The sequence below is a fragment of the Rossellomorea sp. H136 genome (assembly GCF_056838065.1).
Genome location: NZ_CM166371.1, coordinates 883,404 through 908,358, shown reverse-complemented (window position 1 = coordinate 908,358; position 24,955 = coordinate 883,404). Strand labels below are relative to the sequence as shown.

Sequence of the window (24,955 nt, the reverse complement as noted above, 5' to 3'; positions counted from 1 at the left end):
ATTTCTTTTTGATAAGAGCGGTTTTTTAGTTTCGCTATTATCATTTGACATATGAATCATCTCCTTATCTATTAAAAGTATAAAAACGGTGCCTGACCCCCAACATGCTAAAGCTTTACCGTGCTGGGCATCAGGCACCAATTTAGTGTGCTAATGTATAACTATCACCATTTAGAGGTCCGTCCCTCTAATTCCCTAATCGCGCTGATCGCCCCTATTTTTGTACAAACAGTTGCCCCCACGCGATTGCTGATTGAAATGACGTTCTTTAATTCTGCGAAATCCTCCAGGAGGGCTTTCGGATCTTGATAGTGATTGAATTGATGCAGTGTCGCCCCAACAAATGCATCGCCTGCCCCCGTTGAATCAATGGAATGAACGGGAATGCTTGGGACGATACACGATTCTTCTCCATTTGAAATCAGTGTTCCATCCTTCCCAATGGTGACGGCTACGGTATTTGCTCCCAGTCTATGAAAACGTTCGACTCCATCTGATAGATGGGAGAATCCCGAAATGATCTTACATTCCTCTTCGCTTACTTTGACGAAGTCAGCTTGACTGATGCAATGCTCTGCCAATCCAATAAAGTCCCTCTCTCTCCCTTTCCATAAATCGCTTCGAAAGTTCGGATCAAAGGAGATGAATTTCCCTGCTTCTTTGACCGTTTGGATGAAGGATACATACGCGGACATGAAGGGATCTTCCAGTAAGGCAGTGGCGGATCCAAAGTGTATGATTGAAGATTCTCTCCAGCTGCTTTCATGAAGCTCTTTACTGTTCAGATGAGCGTCCGCCCCACGATTAAACACGAAATCTCTTTCCCCATCTTCTTTCAATGATACAAATGCAAGAGTTGTAGGATGATGCTGATCAAGAAGAATGGAAGATCCATCAATAGTAAGATCCTTCATTGTCTGTTTCAAGAAAAGGCCGAACGGGTCATTTCCTACCTTACTCAGAAATCTGGCGTGCCCCCCAAGGGTGGTAATGGTGGCGCACACATTGGCAGGAGCCCCTCCCGCTTGCTTTGAGAAGTGTTGTCCTTGAGCCAAGTCTGTATTGATATCGGTACAAAAGAAATCAATGAGCAGTTCACCGATGCACAAGATCGATGGTTCATTCATAATCTCAAACTCCCTTTTCCCAGATAGATGAAAGTTCCGTAACCGAGAGTACTTCAACCTGGACACCCTCTCCAAGGGCAGTGAGGGAAAGGGTGTGATTCGTTCCCTGTGGGAAAATCAGGCTGGTTAATGCTCTCCGGCCTCCCTGTGCGAATACCTCCAAGGAAGAAGCGTCCAAGAATAGCTGAAGGATAAGCTTATCTTCCATTAATTCCACAAGGCATTCGGATATTCCGGGAAACGAATCCGAAAACCCGTTTTCTCCTGAATGAGTCCGATCGACGGATAACAAGTGGGTGATTCGATCGTACCGAATACTGGTTTTCTCATCGGATGAATGGTGGATAGCCAAGCTGAATTCCTTTGCCTCATCCAACGCTACAACGAGATTCACTTCCATTAATTCATGATTCACTTCCATTAAGTATGCTTCTTCCGTTAGTACTATTGCCTTGCTGACCTTTGATTCTTTTCTGATTCTATTCATCTCGGATACAGGTTTTTGTAAAAGCTGAACTCCATCTGTAGTAGAAATCAAGGTCATTTCTCTAGGCAACGTCATGGCTCCTCTCCACGTTTCAGTCGGAACCTGGTTTGCATATCTCCAGTTGTTCATCCATCCAAGATAGATACGTCTTCCGTCCTTTTCAGGGATATCGGACCAGCTCACTCCCGCATAATTGTCCCTTCCGTGATCAAGCCAGAGGATGGTGTCCGCAGCTTGATTGTTTATAAACGTCTTGCCGTCAAAGTCCCCAACAAAGTACTGGGTCCTTGAACCTTCTTTGAAATCGGGATTGTCACCGATGCTCACGAGCATCACCCATTTCACATGATCGGGATTTCCGTCGACCATGAGTGGAAACAGATCCGGGCATTCCCATACTCCGGAATGGGCCCCTTCGTCCTGACCGAATTCACTGGCAAACTCCCAGTCGATCAAGTTAGGGGACGTATAAATGGTAATCGTCTGACCCGTCGCCAGCACCATGACCCAACGTTCAGATTCCTCATGCCAAAACACTTTGGGGTCCCGGTAATCGGTAATGTCTTCATCTGACAGGACAGGATTCCCGTCGTATTTCTTCCACGTCCTGCCATGATCATGACTATAGGCAAGACTTTGCCTCTGTCTTGGACGATCGGAATCCGGATATGAGTCCGCACTTGTATAAATGGCGACCAGCCCCCCATTTCCCTTTTCAAAGAAGCCCGATGTATTCTTCCAATCCACCACGGCGCTTCCAGAGAAAATAGCACCATGCTCGTCAGGATAAAGAGCAATCGGCAGCTCCTCCCAATGGATCAAATCACGACTAACCGCATGCCCCCAGTGCATCGGTCCCCACGTGGTTCCTTGTGGATGATATTGAAAGAATAGATGATATTCCCCTTCGAAATAGACCATCCCATTCGGATCATTCAGCCACTTTTCCTTCGGGGAAAAATGAAATTGCGGACGATAGGTTTCTGAATAAAGGCTCGTTTTTTCTTGATAATGATTCGTCATAAGAATTCTCCTTTGCATTCGAAAGGCTGCACGATCGCCTAAGCAAGGTACAGCCTGAATTTGATTATGATTGGTTACGGTCATATCCATCCTGCTTGATTTTAAGCCATTCCTGTAACCCGAGGCGATCGAGTTCTTTCAAGTAATCCGCCCATTCTTCATCAGCTTTCCCGTTGGTGATCCATTCCGCCTTTTTACGCTTCACATAAGCAAGCAAATCGGTCTCGATCTTTGAAAGCTTATCTAATTCCTCAAGGGAGAAGAATACTTTTGGATAGATGTTTTCTGCCTTCATATCCGGTACCATGACATCCTTCATGAGTCCCAGTCTCCAGGCAGCATCATCCGGTTTCGTCGTCACGGTTCCATAGTATTCGTCCAAGATTGCCAGTGGACCGCCGACGGATGTCTTTTCTCTGAGCTCAACAGGAGCCGTTCCTTCTAATGGAAGGTGTTTTAATGAATGACTGGCACTATCCATTTCGAAGATGTTTTGCTGTTTGTCATCCCCGTATGTTCCCCAGTTATTTTGAACCGATTGAAGCGGGTTATAGAATTGATCGATCCATTTCGCCGTTAATTCAAGGTTCTCGTTAGCACTCGTGATGACCATTTTATTCCGGTCAAATCCCATGCCGTTCGTTCTCGCCACATTCTTCGTTCCATCAGGTCCTTCAAGGGCAGGCATGAGGTCGTATTGATCGTTCATACCCGTGATGTTGGCTTTATCCCATGTGAAATACATGCCGTAACGTCCTTCTTTCCCTTTCGACAGGTAGGTGTTCCAGTCCTGTTCAAAAGCTTCTACGTCAATCAAATCTTCTTTATATAATTCATTCAAATAATTGATGGCATCCTTATACCCTTCGTCGGCTGCCGTCAGCTTCACTTCCCCGTCATTTGTGACGACGGTGTGATCCCAGTTCTCACCGAGTCCGAATGAACCGAACAAGAAGGACACATCTTCCCCTCCATGATTAATGATGAAGGACATCGGGATTTCATCGGCCTCTCCGTTCCCGTTTGGATCCTGAGTCTTGAATGCCCTGAGAACTTCTTTCAGTTCATCCGTCGTTTTCGGCATTTCAAGGTCCAGTTTATTCAGCCATTCGACGTTGATCCATGGGAAGTCATCGACGGAGTGGATGCTTTCCTTCCCTGATCCCAGCTCTTCAATCCAAGGGAAGGAATAAATATGTCCATCCGGTGCCGTCATCATCGAGCGATATTCAGGCGCATCTTCCAAGACCTTTTTCAGGTTGGGTATATGCTCATCGATCAGATCCTCAACAGGAACGATCGCTCCATCCTTCGCAAGCTTCAACAGCTCATAATCACTGTATCCCGCATTCATGATCGCGTCTGGAAGCTCGCCGCTCGCGACAGCCAGATTCCGTTTTTCATTGAAGGTTTCCCCCGCTGTATAATTGGTCCAGTCGATCTTCACTCCCGTTTCTTCCTGGAGCCTTTTGAAGATCAGCTTTTCATTTGGATCATCCGGAGCAAGTGGTGAGCTGGATGTCATCATCTTAAGCGTCACCTGCTCCTCTAACGGAAACTTCACATTTTCCAGTTCATAATTCTCAGAAGAAGCACTTTCACTGTTGTTGCTGCACCCGGCTGCAAGCAGCATGCCTGACATCAGAAGTACCGACATTGTCTTCGTCTTTTTCCCCATTGTTAAACCCCCATTGATAAAAATATAGATTATTTTAAAGATCCCACCATAACACCTTTTTCAAAGTATTTCTGGAAGAATGGATACATAATGATCAGCGGCAAGCTTGCTAATACGATGGATGAATACTTGATCATCTCTGAAATTCTTTGGAGTTCCGCTGCCGCCTGCTGGTCAGCGATCATTCCCGGCTGCACCTCATTCTGGATAAGGATCGATCGCAGGACGAGCTGTAACGGGTATAAATCCCGGTCTTCAAGGTAGATCATCGCATCGAAATATGAATTCCATTGTGCGATGAACGCATAGAGCGCGATGACAAAGATGATCGGCTTTGACAACGGAAACACGATATTCAAGAAAATCTTGAACTCCGATGCCCCGTCGATCCTTGCTGCTTCCTTCAATTCATTCGGAATCGATTTGAAATACGTTCTTGCCAGGATAATGAACCAAACGTTGATGGCATTGGGAAGGATGATCGCCCAAATCGTGTTTAGCATCCCTAAGTCCTTCACCACCATATACGTCGGGATTAACCCTCCGTTGAAGAACATGGTGATGAGAAAGAACACCATGATGAACTTTCGTCCGACAAGCCCTTCAGCCGAGAGGGAATAGCCGGCAAAGATGCAGACACTCACAGTGATGAGCGTAAATCCGACAGAATAGAGAATCGAGTTGATGAATCCTTTGACGATGGTACCGTCCTCGAAGATTCGTTTATATCCCTCGAGCGTCCAATCCGAACCGCTGATGAGAAATCCTTTTTTCACCAGAACATTCGGCTCAAGAACCGAGGAAAGTAGAACGTATATCAAAGGGAACAGAACAATGATTACAATTCCCCCAAGCAGGATTTTGTTAATGAAAAGAATGAGTTTGTCACTCCTGGTGTATTGGTACATCCCGTTTCCCCCTTTCTATAAAAGACCTTCGCCTTCGTTTAATTTCTTGACCACACGGTTTACGAAAACCAATAAGATGACATTGATGACAGCATTGAACAGTCCTACCGCCGTGGCGAATGAATAGTCACCTGCCTGCAGCCCTCGCTTGTATACATAGGTCGAAATGATTTCCGAGGTTGGAAGGTTCATAGACGTCTGTAACAGATAGGCTTTCTCAAATCCAATCGCCATGATGCCTCCTGCAGCCAGGATGAACAGGACCGCCATTACAGGCTTCAGCGTCGGAAGATCGATATGCCAGATGCGTTGCAGCAGGGACGCCCCATCCACGGTTGCTGCATCGTGAAGCTGGGGATCCACATTGGCGAGTGCCGCCACATAAATGATCGAGGCCCACCCCGCGCCCTGCCAAACCCCTGACCAGATATAGATGCTTCTGAAGGCATCGGGATCAGACATGAATGAAATCGGCTTATCCGTAAAAACCGACAGCATCGCATTAATCGGTCCCGTAGGTGATAGGAAGAGAAAGATCATCCCTGAGATGACGACGACTGAGATAAAATGTGGTGCATAAAGGATGAGTTGAATATTCTTCTTCACCCCTGCTTTCCGGAGCTGATTCAACATCAGCGCAAGTATGATCGGGATCGGAAACCCGATCAGAAGCTCGAAGGAACTTAATTTCAGAGTATTGACCAGAATATCCATGAAATTCGGAGACGATAAAAAGTCCGTAAAGTGCTTGAATCCCACCCATTCACTTCCATTGATCCCCCTGATGGGACTGAAATCCTTAAATGCAATGGATGCCCCATACATGGGAACATACTTGAAAATGATCGTAAGAATGATGGCTGGTGCAAGAAACAAATAGAGAATATAGTTTTTCTTCATATAATGGAGCTTGGTTTTGAGTTTCGAATTTTTCTTTGTTTCCGTTATGACTGGTGTATCTGCCTTCGCAAGTTCTTGCAATCTTTTGACCCCCTTTATAAATCACTTTGTTCAGAAACAATGACCCTGCCCATTTCGGTGAGGATGTCTGTTGAGTTCACTTTACTAGAATCCCAGAATGAAAACGTTTACTATTTTCGGATGAAACAGTTTAAATTTTTTGGAAGTTTTCTGCACAAAAAAAACCTCTGGCAGCTGCCAAAGGTTTCTAGTCCAAATCATTCAGTTCTTCATTTATCTTGTTGACTGCCTCTTCTGCAGAAGCATTGATGTCCTTCCCTCCGATTCCCACGTCTTCAAATAGCGCTTTGACTGCCTCGCTCACGACAGGATAGGCTGGGGTGATCGGTCGATTCCTTGAGTACTTTTGTGCCTGTTCCACGAAAATATTCTTCGGATACTCATTGAACTCGGGAAAGGCTTCTGCAACAGAATAACGAGCCGGAACATCCCCGGTGATCTCCACATATTTCTTTGCACCTTCAAAGCTTGTGACATATCGGATAAACTCCCATGCTTCATCGGGATAGGCAGTTTCAGACGAAATTCCGAGGGACCACCCTCCGTTTGGAACCGCCTGTTCGCTCCCTTTCGGCAGGGCGGTAATCCCGAAATCCTCACCCAGCCGGAAATCAGGGTTCATCATACTGAGACTCTCCACCATCCAGGAACCGAGGACCGTCATACCGAGCCTATCGGTCTCCAATGCTTCCTCGGGGAGTTCGACATTTGCCACCTCGTGTTTCTGATATAAATCCTTATAAAACTGGAGGGCTTTCAATGAGGCAGGGGAGTTCAAATATCCACTCGCTGTCTGATTGCCCGGATCCAGTACATCTCCTCCAAATTGCCAAAGGATAGGCATCTTGAAGTAGGATGGCGACTCCCCATCCGGAAATCCCTGGGCCGGGTCTATTCCCGTGATGTCAGGTGCTAAAGCAGAGATTTTCTTAGCTGCCTCGAGGACCTCATCCCAAGTCAACGGGTCATGTGGATTTTTGGAAGGGAGGGGAACCCCTGCTTTTTCAAACAAATGGATGTTATAAAAAAGAGCCACACTTGATTCTGCAATGGGTGATAAATAGATTTCATCCTCGTATGTGATCCCCTTCAACGTAGGGGTTGCGAGATCCTCAATATGACCATCTTGTCTCATATAATCATCCAAAGACAGCAGACCACCCGCACTTGCATAAAGGGCAAGAGTCGGCGTATCGATCGTCAAAATATCAGGTGGGTCACCTGCTGCCATCTCAGTTCTAAGCTTCAACTCATAATCCCCATAAGGGATAGGGACCATCTCCACTTCGATCGTGGGATGCTCCTTATTAAAGTCAGCCACCAGTTCTTCATACGCCTGATTCTCAAGTTCTGTCCCCTTGTTTCTCCAGAATGTCAGGTGGATCTTGGCTTGTTCATCCATCATTTCTCCGTCCTTATCTCTGCTGGTTTCCTGGAATGAGGTAAAAGTGAAGATGCTGTAGATCCCTGCTGCCAACATGAGTAGCGCAGCCAGTACATAGATGGCGGTTAATTTATACTTCATCGTGCCTCCCCCTTATCCACTGTCATGGATTTCCGGTAATCAAGTGGCTTTTGTCCAAATCGCTTCTTGAATACAGTGCTGAAATAGCCGGAATTGGAATAGCCGACAAGATGGGCAATCTCGATGATCTTTAACTGTTCATCCATCAACAGGGAACGGGCTTTGTCCATTCGAAGGTTGACGAGATAATCACTGAAATTCTGTCCTACCAGTTCTTTGAACATCTCCGATAAATAGGCCGAGTTGATATGGAATTGATCAGCAAGGGAGGTGAGTGAAATTTCATTGGTGTAATGCTTGTCCATATACCGCCTTACATTTTCCACGATGGCAATTCCATTAGAAGAATGACGGGTTTCACTCACCTTATCCGCAATCATTCTTGCTAACTCTAGCAGTTCTCCTTTGACCCGCTCCCGGGAAGTCAGTTCCCATATACCCAGTTGACAATTCCACATCTTCTTTTTCAAGTCATCGGTATACAGATCATATTTCCTTGCCATGGATCCAAGCATGAAGAGCACCCGGCTAGCAGCAAAGGAATAAGACATCACCGATTGCCGGTCGCATTCAGCAAGGGTAGTCAGTAGATGTTTCTTGAATGTCTCATAATCGCCCTGCTCCATGCTGTTTGACAACTTCCATTCCACATCGTCAGTGAATTCCACGGTCTGTTTACTCGTTGTCCCGTCAATGAATTGGGACGTGGCATCAGCGGAACTTTGACTCCAGGAGAGAAGGGAGGATATGTATCCGTTCTTTAATTGAGATAAACCCGTGACTACTTTTCCCACCCCAGTGACCGTTTCAACATTCAGATAGCTGCTGACATTCCGTTGCAATTCCTGAACAAAAGTATGGATTGAATTTCCCCCCGAGTGTTGTAGACATAAGAAATGAATCATATTCTGATAGCTCGTGTCGTAGAAGGACATGATTCCTTCATGCTCGTAGGATAATTCCCGGCACAACATCTTGAAGGGCAGAAACAAATCCCTAACCTGTTCGGGGTCACTACTTCGAATCTCTACGGTGATGAACTGGACGACCGTGTCCTCACCTGCCAGAACATCAAGCTTCAGCTGACTCAGTCTCTCCCCGGAAATATTCTTCCCTGCCCATTCATCCTTCACCAAATGAAGCAGATACTGCTCTCTCATTTCCTCGGCGTGGAATTGGTTCATTCTGACCGTTTCCATTCTTCTCTGCTTCTCCGCTTCAACCTCGCCCCTGCTCTTTCTGAGGGCAGCCGTCAATTCCTCCGGATCAACGGGCTTAAGCAGATAATCCTTCACTCCTTCGACCAAAGAGGAACGTACATACTCGAAATCCGAGTATCCCGACAGGACGATCACCTTGATATCAGGATACTTACCCGATAACGCTTTCACAAGCTGCATCCCATCCAAGACCGGCATCCTGACATCGGTCAGGACAAGATCAGGCATCACCTCTTCGATAACCTGTAACGCTTCCTTGCCATTGGAGGCTTCACCGGCAATAACAAAGCCTTCTTCTTCCCAGTCCACTTTCCACTTCAACCCTCTTCGGATTTGAATTTCATCATCGACCAGAATCACCTTCAGCATGAAGATCCCCCTCTCCACTTTTTATTCGTAAGACAATAGTTGTGCCTAGATTCTTTTCTGATGTAATGTGATAGGTAAAATTCTCTCCGTAATATAGTTTCAAACGCCCCAGGACATTTTTAAGCCCGATGCTGCGCCCTTTGCTTTCCAATACCTGCCGCGATTCATGACGACCCAGGTCACGCTTCAATTCTTCTACAATAGACTCAGGGATTCCGATTCCATTGTCCTCAATCACAATCTCAACCCAGTCATTCACTTTCTTCGTCGAAATTCGAAGAACGGCCTCCGTTTTCTCTATGAAACTATATTTAACCGAATTCTCCACGAGTGGCTGGATGACAAACTTAATGATCGGGAGCGTAGAGGCTGCAGGATCCTCCTCAATAGAAACAGAGAGCGCCTCTTCATATCGCAGCTTCAGGATTTCCATAAACCTCCGTATATAGGTCATTTCTTCCCCGAGGGTCACCATGTCCGATTCCGTATTGAGGGAATATCTCATGATTCTCCCTAAATGGATCGTGACATCAATCACCTCTTTGTTCTTCCCTTGAGCTGCGAGCCCACCGATGGTCTCCAGGGTATTATTGAGGAAATGAGGATTGATTTGCAGGAGCAGCGCCTTGTATTCCGCATCCCGTCTGCGTATATTGGCTTCATATTCCGTTTCAATCAGGGTGTCGAGGCGGTTGGTCGTCTGGCCGAACACATCCACCACATAACCAATCTCATCATTTGCTGTCTTAATGGAAGGAATCAATTGCTTCGCATTCTTAAATTCTCCCTTTTCAACAAGCTTCATGGCACCGGTCAATTTCCCTAAAGGCTTTACGATGGTAGAAGAAAGGAGATAAGACGCCATGATCGTCAATAAGAAAATCCACCCACTCGTCAAAAGGAGGTTCCTTTGAAGCTCGTTGATCTGAGAGAACAATTCTGACTTGGTAATTTCACTGACCAGCACCCATTCCCCTACCCTTGCCTTCTGATAGAAAATCATATACTCTTCCTTCTCAAAAGGGACCTCTATTAATCCGGAGCTTTTGGGCTCCATCTTAATCGTCTTTAAGCTTTCTTTTACTACCCTCTCCGGTGTATCAATGCTGCCCGTCAGCACATTTCTTCCGAGGCTGTCCAGTAGATAGACTCTTCCGTTCTCACCCAGCTTGATCTTGCTTAATGCATTCTCAAGAAGGGACGATGGAAAATTCACCTTGATCACCCCGGATAAATCAAGCGTATTGATATCAAAGAGTGGCAGAAGGTAACTGTTAACCTGTTCCGCCATCAGATCATTATGAGACCGAAGCCAACGCTGATCGTCTTTATAGAATTCATCGAACCAATTTGTTTTCTCTAGAGGAGGAAGATTCCCGGCGGTCCCAGTCCCATCGCTCAGGTAAACGGATACGGACATCGACTTGGAATTGTTGATCATCATTGAAGATAACTCCGCCTTTAACTGGTTCTTCATCAGAAGACGTTCGGCATCTGTTACCTCCCTGTCATCCTCCTCTGACTTGATCCATTCCTGAGTCGTAGGGTTCACCAGTACCTGTTTTCCTAAATCCTCTGCCTGTGACGTGATTGAATCAATATACAGCGAATACTGCTCCATCATTTCAATCGTCGAACTCGTCGTACGCTCTTCCATTATGGACGTAAACCAGTTGGGAATGAGAATCGAAAGAACTAGAAAAGGAAAGGTCAGTAGCAAGGTGAAAATCATAAATAATCGGTTGCGAAGTGAGAAAAACATAGTGCCTCCATGGTCGATGCTTATTATTTGAAAAGTAAAACTATTATTCTTTTAAATCTACCATAGAATGAGGGTGGGAAAAAGACAGAGAGATATGGGGAGGTTGGAATATGATTATAGATATTTAGAGGGTGCCCGCTTTTTTCAAAGACACCTAAATCGTTAAAAGTGAAATAGGGGTGAGTATCTTAAATGTTAAATGTTAATAAAAGGTTTGATAGATTTTGCCTACTGGCATTCTATCAAACCTTTTTTAGTTTAATCGAATATTATCTTACATATTTCTACACACGTCCCAAAACTATTACATTGTAATGAACCTTAAAATGGCCCCCAGTTCATCAAAACCCCTATTGTAAGAAAGATTCCAGATCAACAATAAAGGCATCTACGGCTATATTCAGGTACCATCAGAAACCGGGATAGGTGCAGAGATAAGCAGAGCTGCCCTTCAAGAAAGACTGATCCGCTCTGAATCTGTAGTCAGTGATTATTCGGTGCATCCGATACCAAGCTAGAATGTAAAGGGAATAAGGACGAGGCTGGGAAAAAGTGCTTAGTCTAAGTAAAACCCGAACAAATCTGCTTGCTAGTAAGCAGATTTGTTCGGGTTTATTATTTATTTTCGGTACATTTGATTTTAGCTGTTTCCAGCGGTTGATTGGAGTGCAAGACGAAGACTCCTGCGGGAAAAGTAGCTTATGTGAGACCCCGCAGGCTTGCCGAGGAGGCTCACGGGCTACCCGCGGAAAGCGTAGTCTTGCACGGAAATCATTAGCGGTATGAAGAACCTACACTTCTATTGTTCGCCTTTATTTCTTCGTAGTTTTTTAGTTTTGTCCCAGCCTCGTCCTTGGTTTCTAAAATCAACAAAGATTCTTAAAGGTGGTTTAATCACCATTTTTAGCACTAATGAATAACGTGGCTTTGACGAGGAGCTTATTACTCCATAGAGACAGTACTCTGTCTCAGGAAATAAAGCCGGGGAGGCGGACAAGACCCCTGCCCTACCCCTGCTTACCAATTGCACCCTGCTCCTCGTTTAAAAACATCACACCGATCAAGCCAACCATTGAGAATATCATCGGGGTGAAGAAACCGTAGAAGTATCCATCACTGATACTGCCCGATGACGACTGAACACTTTCCAATATGGAGCCAAAAACGCCGGGCAGTAATACGGCACTTAGAAATCCACCCGTATTCGCAAACCCTGAAACGCTGCCGGATTCCGTTACAGGAAAAGATTTACGAACTGCGGCAAATGTCAATGAATTTGCCCCGAATCCAAATCCTATGATAAAGAATAGGATTATCACCAGGAAAAGTGGCGGTTGCCCTTTAAATAATAAAAAGGCAGTCCAACACATTAAAACCGTGATATGAAAAACAACATAGGGCCGTTTAATTTTTCCTAAATAGCTTGAAACCCATCCTATAAGCGGTGCTCCAACTAGTGCTCCAATTAGGCTGATCATAATGACCTGGCTTGCTTCTATACGTGTCATTCCATATACATCCATTGCATAGGGAACCGCCCATGAACCGATAAACCCTATATATCCTCCTACAATCCCAAAGTGACACAAGAATAATGCCCAGGCCTGTCGATTTAAGAAAATTCTTCGCAGTAACACTGGTATTTTTTCATGTTGTAATGTACTTTTCACAAGTAACGGCTGTTTTGGTTTTTTGACAAGTATCAAAAAAAGAAAAAAACTCCATACACACAAAAGAATCCCCGTTGATAGAAATGATCCCCTCCATCCAAACGAGACGATCACTGCAGAGAAAGGAACGGTCGCCAATAGGAAGCCCAGGCTTCCTGTCATCCCGGCCAAACCAATTAATCGTGGGAATTCCCCCTTGCCAAACCACAGACTCAGTATTAACACCATACTTACCCAGATGGTCGCATCCCCGATTCCCGTTAGGATTCGGGCAAAAAATAGGATAAAGGCATGTGTGCCCAAACTATAAAGGATTGTACCTATACCAGTAAGTGCCGCACCGGAAATAAGAAAAAGATTCGGTCCATATCGATCAACCAAAATACCCATTGGAATTTGTAAGCCAGTGTATACAAAAAACTGAATACTTGCCACCAATCCGATCGTGGAAGCCCTCACACTAAAATCAGCCATTAATTTGTCTGTAATCAAACCCGGAGCCGTCCGTTGACTCGATATGATTAAGTAAGTAAACAATACGGAAGCAAAGATAACCCATCTGAATCTGTTAGTGTGTATGTCCATTGCAATCTACCCCTGTTTGCTTTTATTCCTATATATATGGAGGACTTTATAATGTAGTAACATAATTTACTAAGAGTTCTTTGGCTGAAGATTTGAAACCTGCCCTTATTAGTAACATGTAAAAACGAAGTACGGGGTCGGTTCTCCTGCTTCCGTCTATATCTGGACTCAGGTACCTGTCCCCTCCGCTTGCCAGTTCACACAATATCAAGGTAGTATCATTGATTCACTTCAACTATAATAGTAGGAAGGAGGTGAGATAAATGGACAAGCAAATCGTGAACATGTTATCTGATATTCAACAGAACATGAAGGCATTCGACCGTAACCTGAAGAAATTTGATCGTAACCTGAAGGAATTCGGAAGTGATTTAAAAGAGATAAAGGAAACGGTTAATAGAATCGAAGCATCTCAAACAAAAGATGTCATTGATATGTTAAAAATAGGCAACCAACGTTCTGAAACGGACTTTCATTATCTGAATACAAGAATCACAGATATTGATAAACGGATTTTCACCCTTGAGAATCGATCTGAAGGTTAATTGTCATTCCTCGATACAAAGTTATGACGATTACCTTTTACTACTCTTCGTTTCCTCTCACCATGATCCACACTCCATTTCTTCGATTTTTCTTTTGTTAGACTTTCCAGTAAACCCAAAAACGGTGCCTGACCTTCTAGGGGTCAGGCACCATTTCTTAAAAATACACAACGCAACAGAACCGTCCCCATGCTTCCTCTCACCTTGGCAGATGAAAAAACGAGCTCATTTCACTATAATTTCCCGCAAGTCTCCCGAGTGGTTGAAGTCGATCCAAGTTGATTTTGTAGTTTCCTAGATAGTAATCATCTTCTATATGGTAACGGACCATTCTACCGATAATTAAGTGGTCACTTCCAAGTGCAAGGATTTGTTCGAGCTTACATTCCATTTGAATCGGTGCTTCTTTTACTCGTTTTGGTTGGACGATGACACTGTCAATGGGTGTGACTCCTGCCGCTTCAAACTCATTGACGCTGCTGGGAAGGTTTTCTGCACTTTTTTGCATTTCGTTTCCAAGGAATGTGGGAACGACATTGATGACGAATTCTTTTTGTCCTCGAATATTGACGAGCGTATCCTTTTCGGTTCCCTCCCTCTCTCCAACACCTGGCCCAACGGAAATTGAGAGCATAGGAGGATTTCTAGAGGCAACCGAAAAAAAGCTGAATGGTGCCAAATTTAGTTCACCCGATTTGGATATGGTTGAAACCCATGCGATGGGTCTTGGGACAACGGATCCACTTAGTAGCTTATATACTTGTTTCTCTTCTAACTCAGCAGGATTAAATTCCACTATTCCCTTCTCCTTTCATTTGTAACTCGCACCTCTAGTAGGCCATCCTTGTTTTCATTTCTTTTAATAATAGTAGTAACAATGCAAACACAATGATCATCACGCCTACAATCATGAACCATCCAGCTGTAAAACTTCCGAAGAAATCGACGATAAAACCAAAAAGCGGTGGTAATGTGATCACTCCTAAGGAGCCAAGGGTGATACTAAAACCACTGGATAGTCCAGAGAACTTAGTGTCCACAACCTCACTGGCCACATTCATCCAGATTGCATTAAAACCGGATATGGCAAACCCAAACACCATCGTGACAGGGATCATCACCTCAAATGCCGTAAAGGGAGGCAGGAATGCCAGGGTCATGCTTGAGATCCCGGCTATTCCCGAAATAACCATCAGGATGATGACACGTTTCCCTTTAAATAACCTATCACTGATGACTCCCCAGACGATTCTGCCGATGGATCCACATACTTCTGAAATGACTAGAAGTACACCTGACAAAAAGAGGGAGATATGCAAGTATTCATAGCAATAGATGACAATATAAGTGACCAGGCATAATTGGGAACCACTCAATCCCATCGCACTAATGCTGACTAGCATCAACGGTTTATTCTTCATCATGTTTTGCATGGAATGGAGAAATGAGGAGCGGTTCTCATTTATTCGATTAGTAGATTCTTTAATTGAATCATGATAAAGGGTAAAAGAGACGACTCCCCCAATGATCAACAGAAGACAGGCAACCGCGACCACATGCCTCCACCCATACATGGCGGAAAGCGGAAGCAGGACCAGTCCTGCAAGAGCTGAGCCTGTCGTGATGCCCGTCTGCTTAATCCCCATGGCAAATCCACGTTGAGTCTGTTGGAACCAGTGAATGATTCCCTTGTTTGTAACAGGATGCATCGCCCCATACCCCAATCCGCCAATGACGACAAGGAGGAGGACGAACCCAAATTGATGGGAAAATGTCATGAGGATGAAGCTGCTGCCTACGCATAAAGAAATAAGAAGGAGTAAGGTTTTAGAACCGGTTTGATCGACGACGAATCCGACTGGAATGGAAGCAAGTGCCTGCCCCAAAAAAAGGGCGGCAGGCAACATGCCAATTTGGGACTTACTTAACTCCAGATCTTCCCCGATTAATACACCCAACGGCCCCACACTTCGACCAATAAAAGCCACTAATAATTGGGCAAGGAGGAGACAGGCAAGCATTTTCCAAGGTTCCTGAAAGACCGTCCTTTTCATTTGTGGATGAGATGCATTCATTGGTCAGTTATGCTTTCACATTGAATGACAAAGGTTCATCCTCAACAACCATGCGCTTTTTCGAAACGGGAACGAGAAGAGATCCTGCCACACAAATCAGGAAGTTCAAGGATAGCCCTATGACTCCCCCATGAATTCCATACACTGTTTTATGCCCAGTGAAGGTTAATAACCCTGCAAGCACGGCTCCAATCAACATCCCCCAAAACACCGATCGTTTCTCCAATCGTTTCCAATAAAGTCCAAGAACAAACGCAGGGAATACTTGGACCAATAGCTCAAATTTCAAGACAAAGATTTCATATAACGTCCCTGGTGGATTCCATGCGATCCATAGAAGCAGAAATACGGCGATGATTCCGCCCACTTTTCCGACCATTACCTTTCTATGTTCTGAGGCACCAGGACTGATAAACTTTCCATACACATCATTAGACAGCATAGAAGAGAAACTTAATAATACGGAATCGGCAGTAGAAACAATGGCTGCGACAATCCCACCGAAGAAAATAATCATTACCCAATAGAAGAATGGATTAATCGCAGCAATATCATTAGCCATCAACCCCACAATTTGTTCAGAACCCCCTGTATCTAAACCAGGATAAAGCATGATTCCTATAATACCGATGACGAATACCAAACCTGTCGTAATAGGCGGCATCCATGCCATCCGTGAAAAGGACTTCTTCAATGTCTTCTCACTCTGGGCAGAGTAAATCCTCTGAACGGCATGTGGATAAATACTTGCACCTAACCCGACAAGCAGGAGCATACTGAACCAGTTAATGGAAACATCCGTTGAAGGAACCGCGGTTTTAACAGGTTCCATCTCATTGATGTAGCGAGTCACATCTCCAAAGTTCCCTCCAACGAGGTACAATCCCCCGATTAGGAACACAATGATCCCCACCATCAGGATCAGGCCTTGCATGACGTCTGTAAAGGCAACCGCTTTCATTCCTCCCATCCACTCATACGCAAGCATCACGAAAATAAATACGAGTACCGCAATCTGATAAGGAATCGTTCCCCCTGTCATACCGGATACAGCCTGACCGATGGCGACCAGTTGTTCTAACAAATAGTTACCAAGTCCCCATAGCATGAGGAAAATGCTAAGAAGTGTGACCGCCTTCGAGTTAAATCGGTGTTGAATCCAATCTGTCGGTGTGACAAAGTTCTTTCGTTTGGCGATGACATAGAGCCTGGGGGCGAATAATAGATAAACACCGATGATGATGGTCATGAATGAAATCGACTGAAGCCAGGAAAATCCTGTTCGATAGGCAGACGGAGCATACCCTACAATGGTATTGCCACTATACTGAGTGGCATAAAGGGTAAAGAACAAAGCAATAAACCCTAAATTTCTCCCGGCTAAGTAATATCCGGACAAACTTTGATGTAAGTCCTTTTCCCCTCTCCCAGAAAAATACCCAATAACCAGCATGATAATGGCAAATGCCGACAGGATGATAATGCCATCCAATCCTGCAAACGTTAGATTCATATTCTACTCTCCCCTTTTCATCTGCTCTTCTTCATCCTCAACAATGTTCCATTGACTCACACATAACCAGCTCAAGTAACCGCACAGCACGATGGAAAAAATAGTAGAAATAAAAGCCCATAACGGAAATCCAAGAATGATGGGTTCAACGGCACCAGATGGAAAATACCAAGGGACAATCGCAAGAACAAGCAATATTAAACCTACCCAGATCCACACCTTCCGGATCGGTTCCTTGATTTGATTCGGTTTCATGATTTTCCTCCTATCACTTTTTTCAATTTAATCACTTTTTCCAGACTAAGATTTCAGTCGAAAATGTATGCTGTGATTTTTTTCAAAGGAGTCAATGATCTCTTGGTATGCCAGAGTAGAATCGATTTCATCCAGTCCCTTTAGGAGCAGTTCCTTACGGTAAGGTTCAACAGAGAAAATACTGTTGAAGCCACTGTCATCTGAAACGGTTTGATTGACAAGGTCAACTGTCAACTTGTAACCCGGTATGTCCTCCGAATGTCGGAATAGATTCTCGACCTCCCCTCCTTCCAGTACAATCGGCAGCAGACCATTTTTAAACGCATTGTTATAGAAAATGTCTGCAAAAGACGGAGCGATAATCACTCGTATTCCGAAATCAGTGAGTGCCCACGGAGCATGTTCTCTTGAAGAGCCGCAGCCAAAATTCTTTCTGGTTAATAAGATTGTCGCATCCCGGTACATGTCCTGATTCAGAACGAACTCCTGAACCTCTTTTCCATTTTCATACCGCCAATCATAAAAAAGAAATTCTCCAAATCCTGTTCGTTCTATTCGTTTCAGAAACTGTTTGGGAAGGATGGCATCTGTATCCACATTGATCGCATCCAGAGGGACAACTTTTCCCGTCATTTCAGTAAAGGCTTTCATCATGGCTTCACCTGCTCTTTTGATTGTGATTTCCACGCTCGCACATCGGTAAAATGCCCCTTGATGGCAGCAGCTGCGGCCATTTCAGGGCTCACTAAATGAGTCCTGGCATTTCTACCCTGTCTCCCTTCAAAATTCCGGTTAGACGTCGAGGCACATCGTTCACCTGGGAGAACAATATCATCGTTCATCCCAAGACACATACTGCAGCCTGATTCACGCCATTGAAAGCCGGCTTGAATAAAGATGGAATCAAGGCCCTCCTGTTCTGCTTGTCGCTTCACCTGTTGAGATCCTGGGACCACTAATGCGGTCACAGAGTGGGCTACTTTATATCCCTTTACAATGCGGGCAGCTTTTCGGAGATCTTCTATACGACTATTGGTACACGAACCGATAAACACTTTATTGATTGAAATGGAGCTAATCGGCACCCCGGGACTCACCCCCATATATTTCATGGCTTTTTCTGAAGATTTTCGTTGCTCTGCAGGTACCTGTTCCAACATAGGAATGTGGCTGTTGATACCGGTAACCTGGCCGGGGTTGGTACCCCATGTCACCTGAGGTACGACCTCTGAAGCATCCATTTCAATCGACAAGTCAAAAACAGCATCCGGATCTGTATAAAGATCCTTCCATTCCGTAAGAGCCTCTTCCCACTCACCGTCAGTCGGGGTATATTTCTTTCCTTTTAGATAATCAAACGTTTTTTGATCCGGTTGGATGAGTCCTGCTCTCCCTCCCATTTCAATGGACATATTACAAACAGTCATTCTTTCTTCCATCGAAAGACTGCGAATCGCTTCTCCTCGGTATTCAATCACATACCCTGTGGCGAAATCGTGACCGAATTTCCCTATAATAGTGAGAATAAGGTCTTTGGCGGTCGTTCCACTCGGCAAGGAACCGCTTACATTAATTTCAAGCGTCTTGGATTTATACTGCTTTAACGTCTGAGTAGCCAACACATGCTCGACCTCACTTGTTCCAATTCCGAAGGCCAACGCCCCAAAAGCACCGTGAGTGGACGTATGACTATCTCCACACACAATCGTTTGACCGGGCTGGGTCAGTCCAAGCTCTGGTGCGATAACATGAACAATCCCCTGGAATTCACTTTGCAAATCGAAAAGCTTAATCCCAAATTGTTTACAATTATTCACTAAAGCCTCTACCTGTTTTTTCGCCAGTTTGTCTTGAAAGGGGGCGGAGCGATTTGTCGTCGGTATCGCATGATCCATCGTCGCAAGTGTTAAATCCGGTCTCCGCACAGATCGGTTCTTCAACCTTAATCCTTCGAAAGCTTGGGGAGAAGTCACCTCATTCAATAAATGAAAGTCGATGTACAAGAGGCATGGGAAACCCCGTTCTTCCTTCACGACATGCTTATTCCAAACCTTTTCATATAACGTTTTAGCCACCTTTCTACCCCCTATACGATATTCTCATTCTCTAACTCTCTTAAATGTTCTTCCTCCAATCCTAATAACTGAATATAGATTTCTTCATTGTGCTTACCCATCCTTTCTGCACCCGGCTCCTTCACCTTACCTGGAGTACGGCTCAGTTTTGGTACAATGCCTGGCATCGGAAATTCACCAAGCTCCGGGTGATCCACATTGATGATCATTTCTCTTTCTTTATAGTGAGGGTCTTCCAATATTTCCTTGGCTGTGTAGATCAAGCCTGATGGCACCCCCTTCTCTTCCAATATCTGAAGGGCATCCTGTGCTTTCAGGGATTTGGTCCATTCTTCGATTAAAGAATCAAGGAGTTTCATGTTCTCACCCCTTGCATGATGAGTTGCAAACTTCGGATCCTCACTCAATTCAGGTTGACCCATCGCCTCACATAAGCGTTTAAACACTCCATCGGCGTTGGCTCCAATGACGATGTATGTTTTATCCAATGTGAAATAAATATTAGACGGAGCGACACCTGGCAAAATATTTCCCATCCTCTCCCGGATATAACCTGCCAGCAAGTAATCAGGGATCAAGCTTTCCATAATGGAAAAGACTGATTCATAAAGAGCCGTATCTACCACCTGACCCTTCCCAGATTTCGTTCTTTCATGGACAGCCACTAGGCATCCGATAGTGGCAAACAAAGCAGTAAGCGTATCCCCGACCGAGACCCCGATTCTAGATGGCGGACGGTCTTTGAAACCTGTTACATTCCGTAAGCCTCCCATCGCTTCCCCTACACTTCCGAACCCTGCCCGGTCCTTGTAAGGGCCGGTCTGTCCAAATCCCGAAGTCCGAACCATGATCAATTTAGGATTGATTTCAGATAAGATTTCATAAGAAAGATTCCATTTTTCCATCGTTCCCGGTCTGAAATTCTCTATCACGATGTCTGCCTGTTTGACCAACTCCTTCAGCAGATTCTGACCCTTCTCTTCTCTTAGATTTAAGGTCACAGATTTTTTATTCCTGGACTGGATCGGCCACCAGAGACCTACTCCATCTTTTGATTTCCCCCAATTCCTCATCGGATCGGCTTTCCCGGGTGGTTCCACTTTAATGACTTCAGCTCCAAAGTCAGCAAGCAACCTTCCACTGAAAGGTCCTGCCAGCAATGTTCCAAGTTCGATGACTCGCAAACCTTCTAAGGGTAGCGTATGTTCTGTCAATTCCATCCCCCCCTGTTTGAATTTTCTTAATCTTGTATACAAATTTAAACTCTTGTATACAATAAGTCAATATAATATTAAAAAAACGATAAAAAAACGCTTTCAAAGGGAAAATATTGTATTTATTTTTAAGTTTGTATACAATAAGTGTGAGGTGTTGTTATGGATGCATACGAATACATCAAAGGAGCCATTATCGATGGGAAATTTGAACCTGGTATGAGATTAGGGGAAGAATTTCTCGCAAAGGAATTAAGCTTGAGCAGAACCCCCATACGGGAAGCCATTAAGCATCTGGAGGCAGATGGTCTGGTCGTACCGTTAAAACGGGGAGTCAGTGTAAGGAACTTCACAACAGAAGACATCCGGCAAATTTATGATCTGCGTACCATTCTGGAGGGGTATGCAGCCAGTCAAGCAGCCATCTACAGAACGGAAGCAGACATAGAACAAATGGAAGCAGCGAACATCGTCTATGAACAAGTCATTGATGAACACGTGCAGTCAGATATGGATAGTATTAAAGAAATCGTAGCCGTCAATCAACGATTCCACGAAGTCATCATCCAAGCAGCGAACAATGCTCATATCCATTTTCATCTATCAAAAGTTGTAGTTGTTCCGATTGTGTACAGATCATTTTATTGGTATAACGACTACCAGCTTAAGCAATCATTAGAGGTTCACAAAACGATTCTGCAAGCCATCAGAAACAAGGAACCAGAGCGGGCGAAAATCGCTATGCACGAACATATCTATCAAGGTCGTGACCATGTGTTAAAGCATTTGGAAAACATTAAAAATAGTTGAAATAAGAGGAGGAAGAGAAATGATTGAGATTTGTGAGGTTGGTCCACGGGATGGTCTGCAAAATGAGTGTAAACTGGTTTCAACACAAGACAAAGTAGAGCTGATTAATCGATTGATTGAAGCAGGAATAACATACATTGAAGCCGTTTCATTTGTGAACCCTAAAGTCGTTCCCCAAATGGCTGACGCAGAAGAAGTTCTCCTCCAACTCCCGAAGGATAAGGGTATTCGATATGGCGGCCTGGTGCTCAGTCGATCAGGTCTCAATCGGGCTCTTCAAACAGATATCGATTATTTACACGTTGTCACCACAACAAGCGACACATTCAATCTGCGCAATGCGAAACGAACGGTTGACCAGGCTGTCACTGAACTAACAGACGTCATCAAAGAAGGAGTCCAAGCAGATAAAAAGACAGCCGGTGTCCTGGGAACTGTATTCGGCTGTCCATTCGAAGGAGAAGTCCCTCTCGATAAAGTACTATTCGTAGCAGAAGAATTCTTAAAAGCTGGTTGTACAGAGCTTACTCTAGCAGATACAACGGGCATGGCAAACCCTAACCAGGTAAAGACTGTGGTTCAGGCATGCAAAGATAGATTTGGTCACGATCTATCCCTAGGTCTTCACTTTCATAATACGCGGGGACTCGGATTAGCCAATACGCTTGCAGGCTATCAAGCTGGCATTCGACGATTTGACTCTTCCATTGCCGGAATGGGTGGATGCCCATTCGCACCTAAAGCAGTCGGGAATGTGTGTACGGAAGATATGGTCAATATGTTTCATGGCATGAGCATCCAAACCAATACCGACCTCCCAAAACTTCTCCAAACATCCAACTGGCTAGAAAACATCATGGGCCGCCCACTCGACGGCATGCTAATGAAAGCAGGAATCTCGTAGAAGCAAGGGTATAGAAGCAAGGGGACGGTTCTCGTGCTTCCTTTTCGTCAAGAAGAAGCAGCAGAACCGTCCCCATGCTTCCCTATGCTTCCACATATAAGATAAGCAGTTTTTTGAAGTTAATAATCAACTTCAAAAAACTGCTTTGTTATTTTTACATCTACAAGTTTCTAATAGAATTTAGAAACGTTTTTTTAATGATTCTAAACCATCCTTAAAGATGCCGTAAAAGAGATCGATTGCTTCCTTTTCACTAACATCCACAGGTGTAAATCTTCCGGACCATTCTACCAACGATGATTCACCATCAGTATCTTCTTTAACGTGAAGAGTAGCCAAATAATCAGTAATCGGAAATGGTGCTTTAATAATTGAATAGGAATAGTAACGCTCCTTATTATTAAATTCTTCCAATCGCTCTACAATCGCTTCTCCATCCGGATTAGCCAACCGACGTATGCGCCCACCTTCGCTAACTTCACTATTAGGAATATAAGGTAACCAGTCTGGAAGCGAGTCAAAACCTCCCATTAGTTGCCAAACTTGATCGGGTGAAGCTGGGATTTTAACGGATGCAGTTGTATGTGCCACGTTTATAACTCTCCTTTTTTGATAGTAGTTGGTAGTGGTGCATGAGGTGCTACCAGGTGTTGTTCTTGCATTTCTTCCCAGAACGATGCTGGGATCACAGTGTTAAGCGCAGCTTTATCTTCTGCTATACGTTCTGGGCGACTAGCGCCGGGAATAACAGAAGTAACAGCCGGGTTAGCAAGTGAAAATTGTAAAGCAGCAGCTTTAATGCTGATTTCGTAACGGTCTGTAATACTTTTGATTTTCTCTACTTTTGAAATGATTTCAGATGAAGCTTTTTGATATTCAAAGTGGGTACCTCCAGCAAGAACCCCTGAACTGTAAGGACCACCAACCACAATGTCCATACCCTGTTTTTGAGCTGCAGGCATAACTCGTTGTAAAGCACGCTCGTGGTCTAATAATGTGTAACGACCAGCTAACAAGGATATATCTGGCTTCGCTTCTTCTAAATCAAGCATAAGCTCAATGGGTTCTACACGGTTTACTCCGAGTCCCCATCCTTCAATGACTCCTTCTTCACGCATTTGTGTTAGCACGCGGAATGCCCCTTTACGGGCAATTTCGAATTGAGAAAGCCAATTATCACCATAAAAATCTTGTGCAATGTCGTGGATGTAAACAAAGTCTAAACGATCTGTTCTCAAACGCTTCAAGCTTTGCTCGATAGAGCGTCTAGTTCCATCTGCACTATAATCATTGATGATCTTATTCTGACGACCAAATTCGAAAAGTCCACCTTTCTCACCTAAATCACGTGCAGAAGTGTCTTCTAGTTCATCTGAAATGACACGTCCTACTTTCGTGCTTAAAAAGTAATCATCACGATTTCTGTTGGACAGAGCTTCCCCTAATCGCATTTCTGCTAAGCCAGCACCGTAAAATGGAGCTGAGTCGAAATAACGAATACCGCTTTCCCAAGCAGCATTCACTGTTGCAAAAGCTTCTTCCTCCGGTATATCACGGAACATATTACCTAGCGGTGCAGTTCCAAAACCAAGTTTATCTTGATATCTATCTTTCATTACTGTAACCTCCTGGAAATTAGTTTGTCATTTGAATGGATAAGGCATTCGCTACCTCTAACTAAACTGACCAATGCCTCGTCATCGCCTGACATATGTAATCATGAACCAGAATGAAAGAAAAGAATAGTACGTACTTTAAAGTAATGTAGGCACTAATAAGTAATCTATGGAAATATGTTCACTCCCAATTTATATATAATGAAAATCAACCCAATTTTTATAAAACCTATTGAAAGCTAATTTAGCTGAATTCCCAAAGCTGCACAAGAAAAATACCAAGTATTCTACTCTATAGGTAACTTTATTAACTAAACGAGAATCCAGTTATAGATAATGGATAGAATTAATGCTTCACCAAGATCACCGCATCCCCATCCTTACGCCTGGATCGGTCGCAACCCAACCACCCTACACACCTTCAAACTCTCACTCTGAAACTACACTTTTCCCCTTTGCATACTCCGTCATCAACAACCCAATTTGAGCTGCCTCACAACGAAGCAACAGAACCGTCCCCATGCTTCCCAACAAAAGTACTGTTTTTCCAGAAGGATTCTCTAACATTTTAGGAAAATTCTTCTACACGTGTATTAAAAAATGTTTCGTAAAC

At 44.3% G+C, this 24,955-nt stretch carries 21 protein-coding genes; 3 read left to right on the top strand and 18 right to left on the bottom strand.

The window, feature by feature from the left end:
- Positions 1 to 164: 164 nt before the first annotated feature.
- The 9 genes from ACYH0O_RS04525 to ACYH0O_RS04485 all read right to left on the bottom strand — a co-directional run bounded on the left by ACYH0O_RS04525 (position 165) and on the right by ACYH0O_RS04485 (position 13,335).
- Positions 165 to 1,127, bottom strand: coding sequence for a carbohydrate kinase family protein (locus ACYH0O_RS04525; protein WP_482631343.1), 963 nt, complete (start codon positions 1,125 to 1,127; stop codon positions 165 to 167).
- Positions 1,128 to 1,131: 4 nt separating this feature from the next.
- A complete protein-coding gene (locus ACYH0O_RS04520) occupies positions 1,132 to 2,637 on the bottom strand; it encodes a glycoside hydrolase family 32 protein (protein ID WP_482631342.1) in 1,506 nt (501 codons plus the stop codon).
- 64 nt (positions 2,638 to 2,701) lie between these two features.
- The gene (locus ACYH0O_RS04515) at positions 2,702 to 4,315 is read right to left on the bottom strand and encodes an ABC transporter substrate-binding protein (RefSeq protein WP_482631341.1); all 1,614 of its coding nucleotides are present in this window, start codon (positions 4,313 to 4,315) and stop codon (positions 2,702 to 2,704) included.
- 29 nt (positions 4,316 to 4,344) lie between these two features.
- On the bottom strand, positions 4,345 to 5,223 hold the full coding sequence (locus tag ACYH0O_RS04510; protein WP_148967672.1) for a carbohydrate ABC transporter permease: 879 nt from the start codon (positions 5,221 to 5,223) through the stop codon (positions 4,345 to 4,347).
- Positions 5,224 to 5,238: 15 nt separating this feature from the next.
- Complete coding sequence (locus tag ACYH0O_RS04505; protein WP_395940606.1) at positions 5,239 to 6,204, bottom strand: ABC transporter permease; 966 nt, start codon at positions 6,202 to 6,204, stop codon at positions 5,239 to 5,241.
- 187 nt (positions 6,205 to 6,391) lie between these two features.
- A complete protein-coding gene (locus ACYH0O_RS04500) occupies positions 6,392 to 7,729 on the bottom strand; it encodes an ABC transporter substrate-binding protein (RefSeq protein WP_482631340.1) in 1,338 nt (445 codons plus the stop codon).
- A complete protein-coding gene (locus tag ACYH0O_RS04495) occupies positions 7,726 to 9,318 on the bottom strand; it encodes a response regulator transcription factor (protein WP_482631339.1) in 1,593 nt (530 codons plus the stop codon). The genes ACYH0O_RS04500 and ACYH0O_RS04495 overlap by 4 nt, the downstream gene beginning before the upstream one ends.
- Positions 9,293 to 11,080: a sensor histidine kinase gene (locus ACYH0O_RS04490; RefSeq protein WP_482631338.1), complete on the bottom strand. Its 1,788-nt coding sequence runs from the start codon at positions 11,078 to 11,080 to the stop codon at positions 9,293 to 9,295. Before ACYH0O_RS04490 ends, ACYH0O_RS04495 begins: the two co-directional genes overlap by 26 nt.
- Positions 11,081 to 12,087: 1,007 nt before the next feature.
- Entirely contained in the window at positions 12,088 to 13,335 is a 1,248-nt protein-coding gene (locus ACYH0O_RS04485) for an MFS transporter (RefSeq protein ID WP_482631337.1), read from the bottom strand.
- Positions 13,336 to 13,598: 263 nt separating this feature from the next.
- On the opposite strand from ACYH0O_RS04485, the gene ACYH0O_RS04480 reads away from it, so the two are divergent.
- A complete protein-coding gene (locus ACYH0O_RS04480; RefSeq protein WP_482631336.1) occupies positions 13,599 to 13,880 on the top strand; it encodes a hypothetical protein in 282 nt (93 codons plus the stop codon).
- 199 nt (positions 13,881 to 14,079) lie between these two features.
- On the opposite strand, the gene ACYH0O_RS04475 is transcribed toward ACYH0O_RS04480, so the two are convergent.
- Genes ACYH0O_RS04475 through ACYH0O_RS04445 form a run of 7 tightly spaced genes read right to left on the bottom strand, consistent with a single transcriptional unit; the run spans position 14,080 to position 21,012 of the window.
- Positions 14,080 to 14,676: a flavin reductase family protein gene (locus ACYH0O_RS04475; RefSeq protein ID WP_482631335.1), complete on the bottom strand. Its 597-nt coding sequence runs from the start codon at positions 14,674 to 14,676 to the stop codon at positions 14,080 to 14,082.
- A gap of 34 nt (positions 14,677 to 14,710) precedes the next feature.
- On the bottom strand, positions 14,711 to 15,955 hold the full coding sequence (locus ACYH0O_RS04470; RefSeq protein WP_482631334.1) for an MFS transporter: 1,245 nt from the start codon (positions 15,953 to 15,955) through the stop codon (positions 14,711 to 14,713).
- Positions 15,956 to 15,962: 7 nt separating this feature from the next.
- On the bottom strand, positions 15,963 to 17,468 hold the full coding sequence (locus ACYH0O_RS04465) for a sodium:solute symporter family protein (protein WP_482631333.1): 1,506 nt from the start codon (positions 17,466 to 17,468) through the stop codon (positions 15,963 to 15,965).
- Positions 17,469 to 17,471: 3 nt separating this feature from the next.
- Entirely contained in the window at positions 17,472 to 17,723 is a 252-nt protein-coding gene (locus tag ACYH0O_RS04460) for a hypothetical protein (RefSeq protein WP_482631332.1), read from the bottom strand.
- Positions 17,724 to 17,768: 45 nt separating this feature from the next.
- A complete protein-coding gene (gene leuD / locus ACYH0O_RS04455) occupies positions 17,769 to 18,374 on the bottom strand; it encodes a 3-isopropylmalate dehydratase small subunit (protein WP_482632493.1) in 606 nt (201 codons plus the stop codon).
- Positions 18,374 to 19,798: a 3-isopropylmalate dehydratase large subunit gene (leuC, locus tag ACYH0O_RS04450; RefSeq protein WP_482631331.1), complete on the bottom strand. Its 1,425-nt coding sequence runs from the start codon at positions 19,796 to 19,798 to the stop codon at positions 18,374 to 18,376. Before leuC ends, leuD begins: the two co-directional genes overlap by 1 nt.
- 11 nt (positions 19,799 to 19,809) lie before the next feature.
- On the bottom strand, positions 19,810 to 21,012 hold the full coding sequence (locus ACYH0O_RS04445; protein ID WP_482631330.1) for a CaiB/BaiF CoA transferase family protein: 1,203 nt from the start codon (positions 21,010 to 21,012) through the stop codon (positions 19,810 to 19,812).
- A 162-nt stretch (positions 21,013 to 21,174) separates the two neighbouring features.
- Between ACYH0O_RS04445 and ACYH0O_RS04440 the strand changes: the two genes are divergently transcribed.
- Together ACYH0O_RS04440 and ACYH0O_RS04435 are read left to right on the top strand one after the other, a co-directional pair.
- Positions 21,175 to 21,822, top strand: a complete 648-nt coding sequence (locus ACYH0O_RS04440; RefSeq protein WP_482631329.1) for a GntR family transcriptional regulator — start codon at positions 21,175 to 21,177, stop codon at positions 21,820 to 21,822.
- 19 nt (positions 21,823 to 21,841) lie between these two features.
- Entirely contained in the window at positions 21,842 to 22,726 is an 885-nt protein-coding gene (locus ACYH0O_RS04435) for a hydroxymethylglutaryl-CoA lyase (RefSeq protein WP_482631328.1), read from the top strand.
- 180 nt (positions 22,727 to 22,906) lie between these two features.
- On the opposite strand, the gene ACYH0O_RS04430 is transcribed toward ACYH0O_RS04435, so the two are convergent.
- Together ACYH0O_RS04430 and ACYH0O_RS04425 are read right to left on the bottom strand one after the other, a co-directional pair.
- Positions 22,907 to 23,317 carry an SRPBCC family protein gene (locus ACYH0O_RS04430; protein ID WP_201712986.1) on the bottom strand — a complete coding sequence of 137 codons (411 nt, stop codon included), beginning with the start codon at positions 23,315 to 23,317 and terminating at the stop codon, positions 22,907 to 22,909.
- A gap of 2 nt (positions 23,318 to 23,319) precedes the next feature.
- Positions 23,320 to 24,342, bottom strand: coding sequence for an aldo/keto reductase (locus tag ACYH0O_RS04425; RefSeq protein WP_482631327.1), 1,023 nt, complete (start codon positions 24,340 to 24,342; stop codon positions 23,320 to 23,322).
- Positions 24,343 to 24,955 lie beyond the last annotated feature (613 nt).